16 protein-coding genes are annotated in these 19,237 nt (G+C 43.9%); 7 read left to right on the forward strand and 9 right to left on the reverse strand.

The window, feature by feature from the left end; genetic code table 11:
- The first annotated feature begins 61 nt into the window (after positions 1–61).
- The 5 genes from ppx to WAE57_RS09795 are packed head-to-tail and all read left to right on the forward strand — an operon-like array spanning position 62 to position 5,199.
- Positions 62–1,582 carry an exopolyphosphatase gene (gene ppx, locus WAE57_RS09775; RefSeq protein ID WP_237787968.1) on the forward strand — a complete coding sequence of 507 codons (1,521 nt, stop codon included), beginning with the start codon at positions 62–64 and terminating at the stop codon, positions 1,580–1,582.
- Positions 1,583–1,632: 50 nt separating this feature from the next.
- Positions 1,633–2,457 (forward strand): acetyl-CoA carboxylase carboxyltransferase subunit alpha, encoded by an 825-nt coding sequence (locus tag WAE57_RS09780; RefSeq protein WP_237787967.1) that lies wholly within the window; start codon positions 1,633–1,635, stop codon positions 2,455–2,457.
- On the forward strand, positions 2,394–3,743 hold the full coding sequence (gene tilS, locus WAE57_RS09785; RefSeq protein WP_337710505.1) for a tRNA lysidine(34) synthetase TilS: 1,350 nt from the start codon (positions 2,394–2,396) through the stop codon (positions 3,741–3,743). Before WAE57_RS09780 ends, tilS begins: the two co-directional genes overlap by 64 nt.
- 28 nt (positions 3,744–3,771) lie before the next feature.
- On the forward strand, positions 3,772–4,602 hold the full coding sequence (gene proC, locus WAE57_RS09790) for a pyrroline-5-carboxylate reductase (protein ID WP_337710506.1): 831 nt from the start codon (positions 3,772–3,774) through the stop codon (positions 4,600–4,602).
- A 27-nt stretch (positions 4,603–4,629) separates the two neighbouring features.
- Positions 4,630–5,199, forward strand: coding sequence for a YggT family protein (locus WAE57_RS09795; RefSeq protein ID WP_086175774.1), 570 nt, complete (start codon positions 4,630–4,632; stop codon positions 5,197–5,199).
- A gap of 229 nt (positions 5,200–5,428) precedes the next feature.
- Here the strand turns inward: WAE57_RS09795 and polA are convergent, their stop codons facing one another.
- Positions 5,429–8,194, reverse strand: coding sequence for a DNA polymerase I (polA, locus tag WAE57_RS09800; RefSeq protein ID WP_337710507.1), 2,766 nt, complete (start codon positions 8,192–8,194; stop codon positions 5,429–5,431).
- Positions 8,195–8,357: 163 nt separating this feature from the next.
- On the opposite strand from polA, the gene WAE57_RS09805 reads away from it, so the two are divergent.
- On the forward strand, positions 8,358–11,090 hold the full coding sequence (locus WAE57_RS09805) for a DUF2339 domain-containing protein (RefSeq protein WP_337710508.1): 2,733 nt from the start codon (positions 8,358–8,360) through the stop codon (positions 11,088–11,090).
- A 164-nt stretch (positions 11,091–11,254) separates the two neighbouring features.
- Here the strand turns inward: WAE57_RS09805 and WAE57_RS09810 are convergent, their stop codons facing one another.
- Complete coding sequence (locus WAE57_RS09810) at positions 11,255–12,181, reverse strand: mechanosensitive ion channel family protein (RefSeq protein WP_337710509.1); 927 nt, start codon at positions 12,179–12,181, stop codon at positions 11,255–11,257.
- Between the two features lie 9 nt (positions 12,182–12,190).
- On the reverse strand, positions 12,191–13,012 hold the full coding sequence (locus WAE57_RS09815) for a hypothetical protein (protein ID WP_337710510.1): 822 nt from the start codon (positions 13,010–13,012) through the stop codon (positions 12,191–12,193).
- A 99-nt stretch (positions 13,013–13,111) separates the two neighbouring features.
- Here WAE57_RS09815 and gspE point away from each other — a divergent pair, with 99 nt between their 5' ends.
- Positions 13,112–14,599: a type II secretion system ATPase GspE gene (gene gspE, locus WAE57_RS09820; RefSeq protein WP_337710511.1), complete on the forward strand. Its 1,488-nt coding sequence runs from the start codon at positions 13,112–13,114 to the stop codon at positions 14,597–14,599.
- Here gspE and WAE57_RS09825 read toward each other — a convergent pair.
- The 6 genes from WAE57_RS09825 to WAE57_RS09850 form a co-directional block, all read right to left on the reverse strand.
- A complete protein-coding gene (locus tag WAE57_RS09825; RefSeq protein ID WP_330848225.1) occupies positions 14,580–14,753 on the reverse strand; it encodes a DUF4951 domain-containing protein in 174 nt (57 codons plus the stop codon). The two genes, gspE and WAE57_RS09825, sit on opposite strands and share 20 nt — an antisense overlap.
- Positions 14,754–15,025: 272 nt before the next feature.
- Positions 15,026–15,451, reverse strand: coding sequence for an organic hydroperoxide resistance protein (locus WAE57_RS09830; RefSeq protein WP_337710512.1), 426 nt, complete (start codon positions 15,449–15,451; stop codon positions 15,026–15,028).
- A 116-nt stretch (positions 15,452–15,567) separates the two neighbouring features.
- Positions 15,568–16,392, reverse strand: coding sequence for a carbon-nitrogen hydrolase family protein (locus WAE57_RS09835; protein ID WP_237787957.1), 825 nt, complete (start codon positions 16,390–16,392; stop codon positions 15,568–15,570).
- Positions 16,393–16,416: 24 nt separating this feature from the next.
- Positions 16,417–16,935, reverse strand: a complete 519-nt coding sequence (gene gigB / locus WAE57_RS09840; protein ID WP_086175766.1) for an anti-anti-sigma factor GigB — start codon at positions 16,933–16,935, stop codon at positions 16,417–16,419.
- Between the two features lie 113 nt (positions 16,936–17,048).
- Entirely contained in the window at positions 17,049–18,017 is a 969-nt protein-coding gene (gene gigA / locus WAE57_RS09845; protein ID WP_237787956.1) for an RsbU family protein phosphatase GigA, read from the reverse strand.
- Positions 18,018–18,129: 112 nt separating this feature from the next.
- Positions 18,130–19,074, reverse strand: coding sequence for a VacJ family lipoprotein (locus WAE57_RS09850; RefSeq protein WP_337710513.1), 945 nt, complete (start codon positions 19,072–19,074; stop codon positions 18,130–18,132).
- Positions 19,075–19,237 lie beyond the last annotated feature (163 nt).

Raw genomic sequence — 19,237 nt, forward strand, 5'->3', positions numbered from 1 at the left:
GCTTTTAAATTGCATGCATGTGAATTACTCTAAGCACAATTCTTATAGGTTTGTTTGAATAATGTCTGATTTTTTGATTGATGAAGAGTTACTTGCTGCCATCGATATGGGGTCGAACAGTTTCCATCTTGCCATAGCACGTGTAGATCATGGCGAAGTAAAAAAAGTGGCTTCAATGTCAGAAAAAGTACAATTGGCCGCTGGTTTAGATGAAAATAAAAATTTGACTGAGGCGGCGCAGCAACGGGGTCTAGCCTGTCTGGCACGCTTTGTCGGGCGTTTAAGTTCTGTACAGCCCAACCGGTTGCGTATTGTAGCCACCAATGCTCTGCGTCAGGCCAAAAACGGCCATGAGTTCATTCAAAAAGCAGCAGAAATATTACCCAAACCGATAGAAATTATTGCCGGTCGTGAAGAGGCCCGTCTGATTTATTTGGGCGTATCACATACCATGGCCAATAGTGGCCGTCGCCTGGTGATTGATATTGGTGGTGGATCAACTGAACTGATTATTGGTGAAGCCTTCGAGCCGATTCACACTGAATCTGTCCAAATGGGCTGTGTGGCCTTTACCAAAGCCTATTTTATGGATGGTGAGATCAACCAGAAAAGTTTTGACAAAGCCGTGACTGCAGCACGCAAGGAAATATCCGGTATTGCCAATACTTATAAAGCAGCAGGCTGGGATACCGTGGTCGGTTCCAGCGGAACCATTAAGGCTTGTCGTCAAATTACCGTCAATATGGGCTGGAGCAATGAAAAAGAAGAGCTCACCCGTGAAGGCCTGGAAAAACTAAAAGATAAGCTGCTTAAATATAAGCATGTTACTGAAATGGAATTTGATGGTTTAAAAGAAGACCGTCGAGCAGTTTTGCCAGCAGGCGTTGCCATTTTATATGCTGTATTTGAAGTGCTGGGTTTGAATAAACTGGTGTATTCAGATGGCGCGCTACGTGAAGGGGTCATGTATGACTTGCTGGGGCGTTTCCAGCATGAAGACGTTCGTGACCGTTCTGTGCATGCCTTAGTAGGACGCTATAACGCCGATGCCAAACAGGCCGAACGTGTAGTCAATACGGCGCAGCAATTGTTTAATGGTGTCGCGAAATCTCTAAATTTAACCAATGATGACAGTGACTTACTGCGTCGAGCTGCATGTCTGCATGAAATTGGTCTGGCGATTAGCCACAGTGGTTACCATCGCCATGGGGCCTATTTATTGCAGCATTCCGATATTCCGGGTTTCTCGCAAATTGACCAAAATCATTTGTCACATTTGGTCGCTCATCATCGTCGTAAACTTCGTGGCGATGCCCGTGTGGATGTCTCAAAAGTCGGTGGTAGCAAACTTGTGTACTTATGTCTATTGCTACGATTAGCCGTTTTGCTGAATCATAGTCGTAGTGATGAGATGCTTCCTGCCATTGAATTAAGTGTCATCAATGAGCAACAATGGCAACTCAGCGTTTCTGGCGATGCCAAACAATGGCCTTTGCTTGTAGCAGACTTGCATGATGAACAGGTGCAGTTTAAGCATTGGGATATTGAATTGAATATTCAGTCGGAACAATTTATCTATTAACAAGTGATTGGTTAACAAGTTATTGTTAATTTAGGGATAATGGTCGACCTATGAAAAATAAAGCTGCTCAATCTAAAGCATGGACAACGGTTCAAATTGCACGTCACCCAGAACGTCCGCAATTCTTGGATTATGTTGGTGAAATCTTCACTGAATTCGATGCTTTACATGGAGATCGGGTATTTGGTGACGATGGTGCAATGATCGGTGGCTTGGCACGTTTTAATGGTCAGCCGGTGATGATTGTTGGGCAACATCGTGGTCGCAGCACTCGTGAAAAATTGCAACACAACTTCGGCATGAGTAATCCTGAAGGCTACCGTAAATCGCAGCGTTTGCTGGACATGGCTGAACGTTTCAACCTGCCGGTATTTACTTTCATTGATACCATGGGTGCATATCCAGGTGTAGGTGCGGAAGAACGCGGTCAGGCAGAAGCCATTGCCACTAGCCTTGCACAACTTTCAAGCCTGAAAGTTCCGGTAATTGCAACCGTACTTGGTGAAGGTGGTTCAGGCGGTGCACTCGGTATTGGTGTAGCAGACCGTGTAATCATGCTATCTCACAGTATTTATTCAGTGATTTCTCCTGAAGGTTGTGCATCCATTTTGTGGAAAACAGCTGAAAAAGCTGAACAAGCCAGTGAAGCCTTGGCATTGACTGCTGAAAAACTAAAAAAAATGGGTATTGTTGAATATGTAGTGGATGAAGGTGAAGGTGCACATTTACAGCCTGAACAAGTGATGCAAAATCTTAAAGATGTGTTACAACAAGCTTTAGAAGAATTGCAATCGATGGATGTGAATGAAAGATGCGAAGCACGTTACCAGCGTTTAATGAAGTTTGGCAGCGACAATTCCGGTCTAGCGTCTTAAAGCAAATTCAGTGCTTTCCTCCAGAGAGCACTTTCTTGATTGGATGTAGTGGTGGCATGGATTCCATGCTGCTGCTGCATTTAATGTCTGATTTATTTCCCAAAAAAATCCGTGCCATTTATATTGATCACCAATTGCAAAGTATCAGTGCAGATTGGGGTCAGTTTGTGTCTGATCAATGTGCAGTGCTGAATGTACCCTGTATTGTTGAAGCAGTTGAAGTGCAAGAGGGGAACCTAGAACATCAGGCACGCAACGCACGTTATCAGGCTTATTCCAAGCATTTAAAGCCCCATGAAATTTTGGTACTGGCCCATCACCAGCAAGATCAGGCGGAAACCTTAATCTTGCGCTTGCTCTCAGGTGCGGGGGTGCATGGCTTGGCTGCCATGAAACAGCTTGATGTCCGTGAGCAATTCACCATTTGGCGACCGCTGCTGGATATTTCGCGTGAGCAGATTGGCCAATGGTCAGCACAGCTCAATGTGCAAAGTATTGAAGATCCCACCAATTTAGATACCCATTATGATCGGGCCTGGTGTCGTCATGAGCTGTGGCCTATGTTGCAAAATCGCTATCCGAAAATGCAGCAGGCACTCAGCCGAACTAGCTATTTAATGCAGGATGCAGAAGACATTTTGCTGGATGTGCTACAGCAGGATTTAATTGCTTGTGGATCGGCCACTGAACTGGATTTAACAGAATTATCCCAACTATCCACAGCACGGCAAAGACAGCTTTTATCGGCATGGATGAAAGGGCAGGATACCTATCGCCCCAGCTTCGAGATGGTGGAACGCTTGTTGCAAGAAGTGGTTAATTCTAAGTCGGATGCACGAGCAGCATTGCACTGGAACCAGTTTTATTATGTGCGTTACCAGCAAAAACTTTTCCGTTTAAGTGCTGAAGAATATCTGGCTGAAAAAAATGCAAGCCATATTTCAGAACAAACAATCCAGCTGGAATTGGGGCAAAAGGTTGACGTCCTCTCAGGTCAATATTTTCCTGAAACTGCAGCAATAGGCTTGTCAGCATTATTGCTCGGTAAAAAACTGGATCTGGTGATGCGTCAAGGTGGAGAAAAAATCCATTTATATGGGCGGGTGGGAGCCTGGCCGTTAAAAAAAGCCATTCAGGAAGCACAAATTTTTCCTTGGCAGCGTCATAGAATTCAAATATTAAGCATAGATAATGTTATGCTTGGTGTTTTTACACCGAAAGGGTTTTGGTTAGCTCACTCTGAATATTGTGAAGTCGGTGGTTGGCAACCAAATTTGATCTCTTAGTTAAAAAATTCTAAGTCGAGTATGATTCATGAGTGCAGCTTTAAATTGTAATATTAGTTTTATTGGCGGCGGCAATATGGCGCAAGCCTTGATTGGCGGACTTATTTCGCGCGGTTTGCCTCCAACTCGTATTACAGTTTCAGATCCGGTAGAAAAAGTACGTGCTTTATTAGCAGAAAAAGATCTACACGTAACCGATGACAATGCTGCAGCCATTCGTGATGCCGATATCGTACTTTTCGCAGTGAAGCCGCAAGTATTGGCGAGTGTATTAAAACCGCTTAAAGGTTTGTTTGAAGGCAAACTGGTGATGTCGATTGTGGCGGGGGCTGAAATTGCCACGATTGCCAATTTATTAGATACAAATCGAATTGTCCGGGTGATGCCGAATACACCGGCTTTGGTTCAAACCGGAGCCCATGGTTTATATGCGACTGATGCTGTGAATACCCAAGACCGTGAACTTGCCAGCCAGGTTTTAGCGGCAACAGGTTTAACCATTTGGGTCAATTCTGAAGAACAGATTGATGCAGTCACTGCGGTGTCTGGTTCGGGTCCGGCATATTTCTTCTATATGATGGAAAGCATGATTCGCGCAGGTAAAAACCTGGGATTGGATGAAAAAGTGGCCACTGCTTTGACGCTGCAAACAGCTTTGGGTGCTGCACAAATGGCGATTACCAGTGCAAATTCACCAGCTGAATTGCGTAAAAATGTGACTTCTCCAAACGGCACAACTCAAGCTGCACTTGAAGTATTCGATCGTGCGCAAATCTCTCAAAATATTCAGGCCGCTTTGGCTGCAGCCCAAAAGCGCAGTCAAGAACTTGCTCAAGAGCTAAGTGAAAGTAGCAAATAACTCGTTTTTATTTAGGAAAGTTCCAGTATGGGTGCAAACTCGGCGCTGATTTTTGGCATTATCATTAACGTAGCGATTTTGCTCGTATTCTTCCGTTTTCTCATGCAACTTGCAGCAGTGAACGCTTATAATCCGGTAGTGATGTCTACGGTGAAAGCAACGAAAATTGTCGATGTTTTTGGGCGTATTTTCCCCACGGTGGCAAAAGGTCGTGTCAATTTGGCAGCCTTGGCCTTGGTGGTGATTTTATATTTACTCAAAATTTTTGGGGTGATGTATCTTTCAGGTGCCATGCCGAACAGTCCGGTGCATCTGGTGATTTTAACCTTTGTCACCATGATTCAGGACCTGATCCGTTTCTGTCGTTACTTAATTTTTGCAACGATTATTTTAAGCTGGGTGGTGATGTTTACCCAATCTCGCTCACCCTATATTGAAGTAATTCAGGAACTGGCAGAACCATTATTGGCACCGTTCCGCCGTATTTTACCGAATATGGGCATGATTGACCTGTCGCCAATCATTGCATTTCTGGCATTGTATATTGCTGAAATTATTATGAATGAAGTCGCGATTGTGCTTTTGACTGGGCTTTAAAGTTTAGACAGTAAAATCTAAACAATAAAAAAGGACTCCATCGAGTCCTTTTTTATTGTCTGTTAAAACGCGCTATGGAAAATATTGACAGTTCCTCTCCCTCTGGGAGATGAGTAGCACGGCTACGCAAGAGAGAGGGCTATTATAAAATTTAACCTCTCCCTTGCAGACTCGAAATATATTTCCGAGAGTCTTCATCTCCTAAAAGGAGAGGGAAATCTCTATTTCTTTAATGCGCCTCATCCCAGTTATTGCCTTTACCGACTTCTACAATTAATGGTACTGAAAGTTTCACCACCGATTGCATCACTTCAGCCAGTTTCGGTGCCAGTTCATCGGCAATATCGGCATCTACCTCAAACACCAATTCATCGTGTACTTGCAGTAACATTTTGGCTTGGTCTTTAGGCAACATTTTATCCACTTCAACCATGGCCAGTTTAATGATGTCGGCTGCACTTCCTTGCAATGGCGCATTGATGGCAGCACGTTCGGCGCCCTTACGTACCATCATGTTACGCGCATCAATATCAGGCGTATACAGACGACGGCCTAAAATAGTTTCCACAAAACCTTGTTCCAGCGCTACCTGACGAGTACGTTGCATATACTCATAAATACCCGGATAACGATGGAAATATTGCTTGATATAGTTTTGTGATTCTTCCCGGGTAAAGCCCAATTGACGAATCAGACCAAATTCAGACATGCCATAGAGTAAACCGAAGTTTACAGCTTTAGCTTGACGACGCTGGTCATTGGTCACATCTTCCAGTGCAATACCCAGAACCTCGGCAGCGGTACGGCGATGTACATCCTGACCATGCTTAAAGGCATCAACCAAGGCTTCATCCTGGGAAAGATGTGCCATTAAACGCAATTCAATTTGTGAATAATCGGCAGCCAGTAAAACCCGGCCTTCAGGCGCTATAAAGGCTTTACGAATCTGACGGCCAATTTCTTCACGCACAGGAATGTTTTGCAGGTTAGGATCGGTTGAAGACAAACGTCCGGTTGCAGTTAGAGCCTGATGATAGCTGGTATGCACACGACCACTGTCATTATTGGCCTGTTTTTGCAGACCATCGGTATAGGTGCTTTTCAGTTTGGACAGACCACGGTATTGCAGAATTAAATCGGTAATCGGGTGGTCGATTTTTTCCAGAATACTTTCGCTGGTGCTGTATTGGCCGGTCGAAGTTTTCTTGCCGCCTTTGAGCCCCAGTTTATCAAACAGGATTTCACCGACCTGTTTCGGTGAACTGACATTAAACGGCTGACCTGCCAATTCGGTAATCTGGTTTTCCAGATTCTGAATGGTATTGGAAAAATCCACACTCAATTGATCTAAAAACTTCAGATCCAGTTCAATGCCATTTTCTTCCATAATGGTCAGCACACGGGCTACCGGCATTTCAATATTATGCAAAATATTGTTTAGCTCAGGGATGGCCTGTAACTTTTTCGACAATACCTCGTATAGACGATAAGTCACATGTGCATCTTCCGCAGCATAATGTGCCGCAGTTTCAATCTCGATCTGGTTAAAGGTCTTCTGTTTAACACCTTTGCCTGCAATCTGTTCAAAGGTGGTGGTCAAATGGCTCAGATACACACGAGCAACATCATCCATACCGTGACGGGTCGCCACAGAATTTAAAACGTAAGATGCCAGCATGGTATCGAAATACCAGCCTTGCAGTTCAATACCATGATTTTGCAGGATATGGGCATCGTATTTTAGATGATGGCCAATTTTTTCAACCGCAGGATTTTCTAAAATTGGTTTGATTTGCGCCAGGATGATTTCACGATTCAGCTGCTCAGGTGCACTTTCATAGTCGTGGGTCAGCGGAATGTAATAGGCATCGTTGGCATCAAAAGCCAGTGAAAAGCCGACCATTTCCGCCACACGATAATCCAGACTTGTTGTTTCGGTATCAAAGGCAAAACGTTTGCTGCTGCTTAAACGCTGGAAAAGCTGATCCCAGTCAGCCTGAGTTAAAACGGTATGATAAGTGGCTTTGCCGAGTTGATCATCTACACTGGTCAGCTCTGCCTCATCTTCAGTTTCAATTACGACTTCTGAGTGCGCAGATTTTTCAATCACTTTAGAGGTTTGTTTATAAACTGAACTGTTTGGATTGTTGGGGTGGTCGAGTGACTGTAACTGGTTACGGAATTCAAGCTCGGTATAGAGTCGGCGCAGTTCTTCCACATTCGGATCGCAAATTTTCAGATCTTCATAACAAAGACCCATTTCCAGGTCGCAGACAATACTGGCCAGCTGATGATCCAGGGTAATGCCTTCAACATTGTCTTTAATGCTCTGACCGACTTTACCTTTAATTTTATCGACATTTTCTAAAATGCCACCAATGGAACCGTATTCAGTTAACAGTTTGGCAGCGGTTTTCGCACCCACACCCGGTACGCCACGGATACCGTCCGAAGCATCGCCCATCAAGGTCAAATAGTCGATAATCTGGTTTGGCCATACGCCAAATTTCTCAAACACGCCATCGACATCCATCGGCTTGTCTTTAAAGCTGTCTTCTAAAGTCACTTTGTCGGTGACCAATTGAGCCATGTCTTTATCGCCGGTAGAAATCAGCACTTGATAACCTTTAGCTTCTGCACGTTTAGCCAGGGTGCCGATGACGTCATCTGCTTCGGCGCCTGGAAGGGTGTGTAAAGGAATGCCCAAAGCACGAATCAGGTTATGAAGATAGGGAATCTGTTGCGACAGTTCATCCGGCATGCTCGGACGGTCACCTTTATAAATTGGTGAAAGTGCATGACGGAACGTCGGTTCAGGCGTATCGAAAATCACTGCCATATGTGTAGGCTGGATACGGCGCATCAATTTTTGAATAGCAGAAATGGCACCACGAATTGCGTTGGTCTGTAAACCCGTAGAAGTGGTTAGTGGTGGCAGTGCATGGTACGCACGAAATAAAAAATATGAGCCATCGACCAAAACAAATGGTGGCATTGAAAGATTCCTAATTCAAATATCGGCCTTATTGTACGTGATTTTTCACCTGAACATAGACACCTGATCAAAGTTGCATGTTACCGAATATCTGATGAATGCTTAAAAATCAAGGGCAGAGCTGTTGTATCATCAAATCAACAGGGACTGAGATCGAGATAAGATGCGGAAAGAGCAGAGCGAAATCCGGATGATTTGGCTGATGGTATTGATTATTGTGGGTGTTGGAGCCTGGTTTCTGGAAGCACAGCTATTGACCTATCTCTGTGGCTTGGCCTTTGCCATGAGCCTGATGCAATATGTCGATGCCATCCAGACACCGGCAATGCAACTTGCAGAAAATGCCGATCTGACTGTTCAGGAAACCTCTAAAGTACCGCTCTATCTCGCTTCCATTACCGCTATTGTGGGCGGTGTCATGGATTGGGGTTTTGTGATTGGTCTGGGCATTACCATCTGGATTTTTTTCTTTCTCAGATGGCTACGCCATTTAGAAGGTTTATTAAATCAGGTGCAGGCACGCTTTCATTCAGTACAAACCGAGCCCACCGAAACCATTGTTTATCAGCCTGCTGAAAATCCAGTTGTACAACAACCTACGACGCAAATGCCATCTCCTGCATCTGGACTGATGGATCAGCTACAGCAATGGATTTTTCAAGGTAATCCGGTTTTAAAAGTGGCCATCCTGGTGCTGGTGATTGGGGTGGTGTTATTGCTACGTTTTGCCACCGAACATTGGCAACTCAGTCTTGCTGCGAAACTGGCCATCGTTGCAGGGGTGAGTGGGGCTGTAACTGTACTGGGTTATAGGCTACAGACTAAAAATCGCAGTTTTGCCCTGGCTTTGGAAGGTCTGGGTTTAGCGGCCTTGTTCTTGACCCTATTCTTTGCCTATTACAATGCGGTGATCCCGACGCTAGCCATCGCCGGATTGTGTTTTGCCCTCATCATGGGTCTAACTTTGATCTTAAGCCTAAAACAGCAGTCGGTAGAACTGGCACTCATGGCAATGATCATCGCCTATATTGCGCCTTTTACCTTGCCGGTCCGTAATGCAACCGCCACTGAATTGATGACTTATTATGTGGTGATTAATCTAGCTGTGGTGGTGTTAAGTACCCTGCGTCCTTGGAAAATCCTGAATCAAATCGCCTTTTTAATGACGGTCATTGTCGGAGGGGGATATGCATTTTATCAGGCTGAAGAACAGGAAAAGAATGCTTTAACCTTATTGGTCTGGGTGCATACGGCAATCTTTGTCTGGCTGAGTTTTCGTTTTAGCCAGCTCATGGCCAAAGAAGATCTGGCTCAATTTAAACTCAAACCGGTATTGGATATTGCCCTGATTTTTGCCGCACCCATCGTTGGTTATATTTTTATTTACTTAATCCATTTTGAAGAAAGGTGGTGGCAAGCGGGTAGCAGTTTGGCCTTTGCCGCTGTTTATGCAGGCCTGTATCAACTGTCTAGACGTAATCAGGCGGTACAGCTGATTTCACAAAGCTATTTTAGTTTAATGCTGATTTTTCTGGCCTTAATTCCGCCTATTCTTTTAACCGAGCAATGGAGCGTGATTGGCTGGGCGGTAGAAGGATTGGTGATTTTTTTCTATGCCTTGTATCGCCAGTCGGAGATCAGTCGCTATCTTGCCATGGGCTTACTGATTGTGGCCGGTTTATCCAGCTTTTATTACCTGGTCGAGCTGAATGAATTTCCACGTGAAATGTACTGGGGATTGTGCCTAAGTTATTTTGCTGTGGTCTTGGTGGCGAATAGTCGGGAATCCTTTAGACAGCAATTAAGTAATTCAACCATCGCTTTTCACTGTTTGCAAATGCTCTCGGCCACCACCATGTTGCTGGTTTTATTGCTGGATGCAATAGACAGTGCGGATCAACTGGTGATGACGCTATTGATTGCGAGTAGCGTATATCTGCTGATGAATGAAGTCATACTGCGTTGCAAAGCCACCTGGACCTGGCTATTTCCAAAATGGCTGGGGCTGATTCCGGTGTTTGTTTTTGCCCTGATTATTGTGATTGATCAGAGCAAGCACGGGATGATTGTTTGGGATTCGGCTTTTGACCGCTTTGGCTTTGCTTTATCAGGCTTGATATTAACCGTATTGTGGCTGCGTCCGCTGCTAGGCGTGCGAAATGAAAAAGAGTGGGTCAGTTTTGGCACCCTGACCAGTCTGGCGATGGCCAGTTTAAGTTTTGTGCCGAGCATGCCTTATATCAGTGTGGTGATCTTGCCTTTAGGTTTCTGTGCCTGGTGTTATTGGCAAGTGAATAATCCTGACTGGAAAATATTCTGGCAGGCACGTAGCAGTTTGCTGCTGATGGCCACCTGGATCGTCTGCTCACAACTGTTTACCCAGCAGGCTTTTCAGGGCTATATCTTGCCGATCATTAATCCTTTTGATCTGGTCAGTATTGCCATGCTGGCGGGTTTTATCTGGATGTTGTCCTTGCAAATTAAAACCGGTCTCGATAAAGGGATTGTCGCGGTGTTGATGGTGCTTAGCCTGCTCTGGCTCAGCAGTTATATTGTGCTGCGTGCATTACACATATATTTGGGTACGCCTTTTAATGAACTGGCTTTATGGGGAAATGCGACCGTTCAACTGAGTCTGACCTTACTCTGGGTCGGTTTGGCTTTTATAACCATGAGTATTGCCAGCCGAAAACAGTTGCGTTCAGTGTGGATTCTGGGTGGCAGTATTCTGGTCATGGTGACCTTGAAATTGGTACTGTTCGACCTGTCGCATATCGGCACCTTAACCCGGGTGATTTCATTTTTAGGCGCAGGTTTTGTGATGCTGATTATTTCTTATATTGCACCGATTCCTGAGGGGGAAAATACGAATCCCTCATCTCGACCTTCTCCCTGAGCCATATATGGCGCAAGAGAAGGAGAGGTAACTTCTTTTCTTTAGATGCAAATAAATAAAATCTCCCTAAATTCCTCTTTGAAAAAGAGGGACTTTCCTCCCTGAGCAAATTTAAAGCGCCGCTTTAAATGAAGTGCAAGAAAGGGAGGTTAGGAGGGATTTTATTATTTTAACCTCTCCTCACGCTTCACTTCTTTGGCATTGGTATATTGATCAATATCTTCATTATTTAAAGGCTGAGCATTCGCAGGGCGATCAACAAAGCCCATTTTCGGGACTGGAATTTCAATTTGATTGGCCACAAAGCCATTACGAATGCGTTCTTGCATCTCATCCCGAACTTTTAAAAAGTTTTCACGATCACACCAGATGGCAAATAACAGTTCAATGGATGATTCGCGGAAGGCGGTAACCGTCACCGCTGGCTTCGGATCCGCTAAAACCAGCGGATACTTATTGGCAACATCCAGCAAGACTTCTCGAACCTTGATGATATCTTCATGAAAGTTGATGGCCAGGGTAATCGGAATACGCCGAATCGGGAATTTGGACAGGTTGTAGACCGGTGCACGAATCAGCTGTTCATTCGGTACGCGGACGTAGACATTGTCTTGTGTCAGCAGTTTCACCGAGAGCAGGTCAATAGAAATTACTTCACCTTCAATGGTATGGCCGCGAATCAGGGTCATTTGTACCGTGTCACCAATTTCAAAAGAACCTTCGCCAATCAGGAATAAACCGCTGATGAGGTTGGAAGCAGATGTTTGTGAAGCAAAACCCAGCGCCACAGTTAAAATACCGGCCGCACCTAAAAATACACTCAGTTTAAAGCCAGCTTCTTTTAAGCTCGCCATCACAAAAACCAGGAAGATGAAATAAAAAATCCCGCGTCGCCAAACCAGACTTTGATGGGCATTAAAGCGTGAGCCAACAGTGCGGATAAAGGTGTTGGAGACAAAACGTGCAATTAAAAAGCCAATAAGACACAGTACGATGGCAACGATAATTTCAGTCAGGCGTTCTGTGTTGATATTGGTAAAAATACTTTTGAGGCTGCTGGTAATTTCTTTTGGGATATTCGAATCTGCCATATTGCCGCCCTAGAAAAATGAATCAAACATGTTGAACAATGCACTTGCCTGTTCACGTGGTGGATGGACATACATCACTTCACCCGCATGAGGAGGGGTGCGGTTTTCAATGCGAATGCGCGGAGGTTTATCCAAACCTTCATGCAGTACCTTAATCTGTGAGGTCCATAAACGACCGGTACTTTCACTATAAAATAGCGGTAGGGCAGAAACCGGCACATTCATGCGGTCAAAGCGTAACTGCTGATGACTGGTATTATGAAACTCAATCGGTGTAACCGCACGAAAAGCACGTGGCTTGAGCTGATGTAGTTCAGTACGGCCATCAACCGCGGTGGCATAACAAATTTCACCGATACGATGATTGGGCCCGAACCAGGTGTCTTTGGGCAGAATCACCGGAATATCAAACAGCGGGTCTTTTTGGCTTTCGACAAAGCCTGCAATCCATAACGGGGTGCTGATATACAGCGTACCGCGCTGTCCTGCCGGAATATAAATCGGATCGACCGGTTTAATCACTACCGAGCGATCAGCCAGACGCGGCATCAGCTGTATTTTATGCTGCGTTGACTTGAACATGTAACGTTCTATTTTCACCGGTTGCGGAAAGGCAAAATTGGGATCTTCAATTTCATGCCATTTTTGTTCATAGTCATACTGCACCTGTGGACGATGATATTCCAGACGCCATTCTTGCAGACCACGGGTCAGGCGAAACAGCAATGAACCAAATTGCCAGGCTTTGGGCTGATTTAATTCAAAGTGATATTCACCCCACCATTTCAAATGGGGGTGTTCTGATTCAATCAATTCATTGTTTTTAGACAACGGCACATTTCCTTTATTGCTTAATCAGTAAAAACAGACTTCACGCTGCCAGATGCTTAGAGTACACTCAAATCAATTTATTCATCATTATAAACTTTGATGCAAATACTTAAACAATTACAAATACCTTATGGTTTTGCCAAGCGTCATGGCGTGTTGCTTCGATACGAGGGTGATCAGGCTTTTATTGTGCGCCGTGAAAATACGCCGTTGCTGGCTATTCAGGAAGCACGCCGATATTTAGGCCATCCGGCACAGCATCAGTTGTGTTCTGAACAGGAATTTCATCAGCTGCTCAGTTCCAGTTTTGCCGGTGATACCGGTGAATCGCAACAAGTGGCAGCGGGTCTGGAAGATCATCCGGATTTACTCAGTCTGGCAGATTCGGTGCCGGAAGCTGAAGACCTGATGGATCAGGAAGATGATGCACCGATTGTGCGACTGATCAATGCCTTATTGTCTGAAGCCATTCGGGTCGGTGCTTCGGATATTCATATTGAATCTTTTGAAAAAAAATTGTCGGTACGGTTACGTGTTGATGGTCAACTGCGCGAGATTGTGCAGCCACGTCGTGAACTGGCACCACTTTTGGTCTCGCGGATTAAGGTTATGGCCAAGCTGGACATTGCCGAAAAACGTATTCCGCAAGATGGCCGCATCTCTTTAAGGTTGGCAGGACGTGAGGTGGATGTCCGTGTTTCAACCTTGCCATCATCGCATGGTGAACGTGTGGTAATGCGTTTGCTGGACAAGCAAGCCGGACGTTTGAATATGACTCATCTTGGTTTGATGCAAGCTGATTATGAGCGACTGACTCATTTGGTGCATCGTCCACACGGCATTATTTTGGTGACCGGGCCTACCGGTTCGGGTAAAACCACCACACTTTATGCTGCCTTGTCAGATTTAAATGATGGCTCACAAAATATTTTGACTGCGGAAGATCCGATTGAGTATCAACTGGAAGGGATTGGGCAGACTCAAGTTAATAGCAAAGTAGATATGACCTTTGCCCGTGCTTTAAAAGCCATGCTGCGTCAGGATCCTGATGTGGTGATGGTGGGTGAGATTCGCGATCTGGAAACGGCCGAGATTGCAGTGCAAGCATCCTTAACTGGTCACTTGGTGCTTTCGACTCTGCATACCAATACAGCAATTGGTGCAGTCACCCGTTTAAAAGATATGGGGATTGAACCATTTTTGCTAGCTAGTTCCTTAATTGGGGTGATCGCGCAGCGTTTGGTACGTACCTTATGCTCGCGCTGTGCAACCTGGCATGAGGCGGATGCTTTTGAAACTGAAATTTTCCGTCATTTAGAAGTTGGTGCTGAACTGAAGTTGCCGCAACCTAAAGGCTGTGATCATTGTTCGCATACCGGTTTTATTGGTCGTACCGCCATTTATGAAATTGTACCTGTGGATGAACCAATGCGCCGTCTGATTCATGGCAATGCGGCCGAATATGAGCTGGAAAGCTATGCACGTAAACAGTCCGGTTCAATTCGCGATGATGGTTTACGCAAAGTACTGGCAGGAAAAACCACTTTAGAAGAAGTGCTGCGTGTTACTAATGAAGCGGCGGACTAAAACCAAGCTCTGTTTTCTGTTTATGATTTGATAAATTGCTGAACTTAGTAAAGCTCAGCAATTTTTTTATCAGTTGAGCACGAAATAGGATAGTCAGATTACCCAGATTACTTTGGGTTTCATTTTCATAAAACTTCTGCCAAGTTCGAATCATCTCTAAAGTAAAAATATCTTAGATTTTAAGCTTTTTATATCTGTTAATGATGCTGTTAAAACTTTTTCAGCAAAGCATTTCTTAATAAAATTTTTTAAATTTCAGTTAGTTTGAGGTATACTCTGAATGGCTAGATTCACCTGAGATTTACCCTGCTTTTCTGGTTGAATCAGATCAGTAGATATAGCTTATGTAGATGAGAGAATCGAGGGTGAACAATAGACTCTATCCTAAAATTACTTGATTTATTTTAGGATAGATTGGTATTTGAATCACGTAATCACATTCAACGTTACATTAATATTATTGCGTGTCGCATTAGAATAAGGGCAAACAATATTCGCAGCATCCACCAGTTTTTGTGCTTCGGCCTGATCCATACCTTCTAAATGAATATTTAATTTCACTTCAATGCCGAAACCTGTCGGGATAGGGCCAATACCCACTTCACCTTCAATATAGGCATCTTTGCTGATATTCAATTTATCGCGACTAGCAACAAATTTCATTGCACCTAAAAAACACGCTGAGTAACCTGCGGCAAACAGTTGTTCAGGATTGGTGCCGCCACCAGAACCGCCCATTTCTTTAGGCACGGCTAGTTTCACATCTAAAATTCCATCCGATGAAGTGGCACGCCCATCACGTCCGCCAGTTGCTTTTGCTTTTGCTGTATAGACCGCTTTTTCTAAAGGCATTGTTATGATCCCTGTACAGTGAATTGAGCTGTTATCGTGTGGGATTTTGATGAAAGAATAAGCAGTGATTTTGTAATTTTTATAGAAGAAAAATTTCGTGTAGAAGATGAGAGATTTTAATAATTGATCAGTTTACGATGTTGAATTAAAGGCATGGAGCTACGAATAGCCTCTTGCTCAGCCAGATCAAAAGGAACGGTAATCAAGCCTGCTCCTTCGTGGGTAATCATATCTAGAATCTGACCGCGGCTATTGCTTGCACCGGCATGACCCCAAGTCTGGCGTTTTTCACCATGCCAGCCTTGTTGAGCTGCTCCCAAAACCTGACATTGGCTATCCAGCGCACGCGCCTGTAGTAGCAATTGCCAATGCATCTGTCCAGTTGTATAGGTAAATGCCGCAGGAGCAGTCAGTATGTTTGCACCTTGCTGACGTAAAGTTAAGGCAAGTTCAGGAAAACGCAAGTCATAGCACACCATCAGCCCAATATTGCCAAATGGTGTTTTGGCAACCACTACATCGGTACCCGGCTCAAAGAACCGGGATTCTTGATATCCACCGACAGCATCACCCACTTGTACATCGAACAGGTGAATCTTGTCATAACGTGCTTCAGTCCCTTCAGGGCTAATACATAGACTGACGGTACGTACACGACCATCTGTAATGACGGAGCCATCCGGACGGAATGGGCAGGGAAGTGTGCCTGCCACAATCCAGATCTGATATTGATGGGCCAGTTTTTCCAGACGTTGCTGAAGGGTTTCAAACTGTGCTGCAGTCTCGCGTTGTTTTCCACCGGCAAAACAGATGAAGTTTTCCGGGAAAACAATCAGCTCTGCACCATCGGCTTTACTTTGTTGTATCAATGACTCGATCACGATGAAATTGGCTTCAATATCATCCTGGGAATTCATTTGTATAACAGAGAGTAAAGTCATGGTATGAGCTCTAAATCATCATTTTTATGCGTTTTGCTGCGACACTTGTTCTAAGGTGTCTTGTTCTTTTTGTAATTGTTTCACCAAAGGTTCAAACATGTTTTGGTTACTTTCATTCAGTTTCATCAATGTTTTATGTGCATCTAAAACAGTGGTTAACATGGCGTTATGGGTAATGTGCTCTTCCATTAATTCACGGGTGCATACTTTCGGATCACCGCAGTAATTTAAAATCACGAAGACCTGTCCCAAGCCCATGCTATTGGCCAAGGTACTAATATCGGGATTAGTAGATAACATGACAGCCTGAATTTGATGGGTCTGTTTCAGCTTTAAACCAAGCTTGGCCAGAATGCCCAAAACAGTACTGTCAATGAATGTGGTTTGGGTCAAATCTACAATTGCCCCAACGACATTCGATTGCTGTTCAATTTTACTAAGGAGTTTGTCTAGACTGATGCAAGATTGGGCACGCACTTCGCCAATAAGCTTAAAAATATGCGTTCCATTCAAGCTTGCATATTCAACATGACCTGTTGACATATAAATGCCATTTGCAGAGAAGGATTCTAAAATTATCACATAGGGTCACTACAGACTCAAGTAGCCAACAGTCGTAGTTTGCTTAGTTGAAAGTTAACGTATTGATTATATGATTAATTCATTCGGCGTAAACTTAAGATAGCAATATCATCTGCCACATGTTCAGGGGCCTGAAAGGATTGATTCTGCAAATGAAAGACTAATTTTTCAAATTGTTCATTTAGTCCGCCATCAAACGGTTCCAGTGCACCATCTGAACAAATAATAAACCGGGCATGTCGATTCAGCACACATTCGAACTCTTCCACTTCCAGGTCTTCAGTCAGCCCCAAAGGGAAACTGCTGGTGTTTAAAATTTTAGGCGGCTGATTGGGTTCAAAGATAATGGCGGGTGGATAATGTCCGGCACTGGACCAGCGTAATTGATGGGTTTCTAAATTAAGAACGCCTGCAATCATGGTGATGTGCTTTTCGATGTTTTCCTGAACCAGCATGCCATTCAGCTTTTTAATTAATTCACGTGGTGTTTTGGATCGCCCATGAAAAGCCGCCATCCAGGATGTCAGTAGACTGCTGGTGACACCATGTCCGGAAACATCGGCCAGATAAAACATGATTTCTTTATCGCTGATTTTCCAGTAATCGTACCAGTCACCAGACAGATAGGCAGAAGGTTGAAACAGGGTTTCAACCTTATAATTTATTAATTCTAGGGGGTTGGGAAGTAAACGTTTTTGTAATTCTGCCGCTGAAGGCAGGTCACGACTATCCTGATTACGCTTGTATTGAGCATCAATTTTTAATAAGGAATCTTCCGGATCACGTGGCAGCTTGTTCCAGATCCAGCCGGCTAAAGCACCCAATTCCCATGCCTGAGCCAATGCCGTCCCTTCATTTTCAAAAGCCAGGACGATGGTCGGGAGTGACCATTGGTAAGTCAGATAGTCTTGTACATCAGCAATCGCTAAAATTGTCGGATCATATAAATTAATATCATCTATGTGAATCATTTGCACACCGGGAAGTGCACTGAGTACCTGATCTAAATAAGGAATATTGCGAGTCGGTTGAATGAAATACATAAAGAAATTGTATGATCCTTAAATGGGTAACATCTAGAGTTGTACTATAACAATCTAATGATCAGCAAAGGAAGATGTTGTACTGATCATATTGCTATTAAATAGATACGATTTATTTGGTTGTAGTGTCTACGTCATCTTCTTGGATTTCATCATTGGATGAATCAGGATTACTTTGTTGATCTTCATTGCTGTCCTGATCGTCTTCAATGAACATAGTTTCAGGTTCTAGACCTCTCTTTTCAGCAATGGAGAAACTTTTACGCTGTAAATAAATATCACGGATTGCAGCATATTTGTCACCTTGTAAAACATCTTCAATGTCTAAAAGCTGGGAACGCGCATCAATACCGCGTAGTATTTGCTCACTCCAGTACAGCTCATCATGATCTTCTAAAATATACTTTTGGGGACGGGCTTGACCATCGACAACCAGACCTAAAGTATCACGGAAAGTGCTAGGGCCAAACACAGGCAGGACTAGATAAGGACCAGAAGGAATACTGTAATAACCCAGCGTGGTACCAAAATTTTCTTCTTCTGTATATAAACCGATACGACGAGCAGGGTCGGCAAAGCCTAGGGTAGTTAGAGTGTTAATGGTAAAGCGACCTAAAGATTCTGCGGCACGAAGTGGACGGCCTTGAATCAACTGGTTTACTGCATTCCATGGTTCCCCTAGATTTTTACGAAACTGGCGATAAGAGCCACGTACTTCATTAGGGACTTTTTCCTTATATTGAATCGCAAGAGGGCGGGCAACGTTACGATCTAATACCTCATTAAAAGCAAAAATCTGTCTATTTAAAGGTTGTAAAGGATCTTTCTGGTTTTCAGGTTGAGTTGCGCTTGCATCCACTTTCAAATCTTTGGCTTTAATATTTTTTAATTCTTTGAGAGCTTCAAGACGGGGGGGGGTAGGAGAGGTTTGCGCTGTAGTAGAATCTAGCTCCGATGTTGCGTGAGGCTCAGCAGGATCGACTGAATCCTGTGCAAATACAGGAGACATTAATCCTAAAGATAAAAAGCTAGCCCAAATATAATGAAAGTGACGCATAAATAATCCTAGAGCTTTCTAAGCCGGTGCTTAAAGCTAAAAATACGTAATAAAATATATTAACAGGTCTTTGAATAGGCGTATTAAAACAAATTTGATCAAAATATGTAGGAAAAAATGATAAAACGACTAAAAAACATCCTGATGATATGAAAAGTTAAAA

The sequence above is a fragment of the Acinetobacter sp. NS-4 genome (assembly GCF_037402435.1).
Taxonomy (GTDB): Bacteria; Pseudomonadota; Gammaproteobacteria; order Pseudomonadales; family Moraxellaceae; genus Acinetobacter.